At 64.0% G+C, this 1,179-nt stretch carries 1 protein-coding gene; it reads right to left on the reverse strand.

What is annotated here, in order from left to right:
* Positions 1-3: 3 nt before the first annotated feature.
* On the reverse strand, positions 4-1,179 hold the full coding sequence (gene tuf / locus LXM94_RS25880) for an elongation factor Tu (protein WP_235774760.1): 1,176 nt from the start codon (positions 1,177-1,179) through the stop codon (positions 4-6).

Consider the following 1,179-nt stretch of genomic DNA (forward strand, 5'->3'; position numbering starts at 1 on the left):
CGATTACTCGACGATCGATGCGACGATGCCGGCGCCGACGGTGCGGCCGCCTTCGCGGATGGCGAAGCGCAGCTTCTCTTCCATGGCGATCGGCACGATCAGCTCGACGTCAACCGTCACGTTGTCGCCCGGCATCACCATTTCCGTGCCTTCCGGCAGCGTCACGATGCCCGTCACGTCCGTCGTGCGGAAGTAGAACTGCGGACGGTAGTTCGTGAAGAACGGCGTGTGGCGGCCGCCCTCTTCCTTCGTCAGGATATAGGCTTCGGCCTTGAACTTCTTGTGCGGCTTGACCGAACCCGGCTTGCAGAGAATCTGCCCGCGCTCGACGCCGTCACGGTTCACGCCGCGGATCAGCGCGCCGATGTTGTCGCCCGCCTGGCCCTGGTCGAGCAGCTTGCGGAACATCTCGACGCCCGTCACCGTCGTCTTCGACGTTGCGCGGATGCCGACGATCTCGACTTCCTCGCCGACCTTCACAACGCCGCGCTCGACGCGGCCCGTCACCACCGTGCCGCGGCCCGAGATCGAGAACACGTCTTCGATCGGCATCAGGAACGGCTGGTCGATCGGACGCTCCGGCGTCGGGATATAGGCGTCGACGGCGGCCATCAGCTCGCGGATCGCGTCCTCGCCGATCTTCTTGTCCGAATCTTCAAGGGCGGCAAGCGCCGAACCCTTGACGATCGGGATGTCGTCGCCCGGGAAGTCGTAGGACGACAGCAGTTCGCGCACTTCCAGCTCGACGAGCTCGAGAAGCTCGGCGTCGTCGACCTGGTCGACCTTGTTCAGGAACACAACGATCGCCGGAACGCCGACCTGGCGGGCGAGCAGGATGTGCTCGCGCGTCTGCGGCATCGGGCCGTCGGCCGCCGAGCACACCAGAATCGCGCCGTCCATCTGCGCCGCACCGGTGATCATGTTCTTGACGTAGTCGGCGTGGCCGGGGCAGTCGACATGCGCATAGTGACGGGCCGGCGTCTCGTATTCGACATGCGCCGTCGAGATCGTGATGCCGCGTGCCTTTTCTTCCGGCGCAGCGTCGATCTGGTCATACGCCTTGTACTCGCCGAAATACTTCGTGATCGCCGCCGTCAGCGACGTCTTGCCGTGGTCAACGTGACCGATCGTGCCGATGTTCACGTGAGGCTTATTGCGCTCAAACTTACCTTTTGCCAT

This window comes from Rhizobium alarense (assembly GCF_021555155.1).
In the GTDB taxonomy this organism is placed as follows: Bacteria; Pseudomonadota; Alphaproteobacteria; order Rhizobiales; family Rhizobiaceae; genus Rhizobium_D; species Rhizobium_D alarense.

Coding starts and splice junctions, on each gene's coding strand:
- tuf (WP_235774760.1), bottom strand. CDS start 1,179: ATGGCAAAAGGTAAGTTTGAGCGCAATAAGCCTCACGTGAACATCGGC.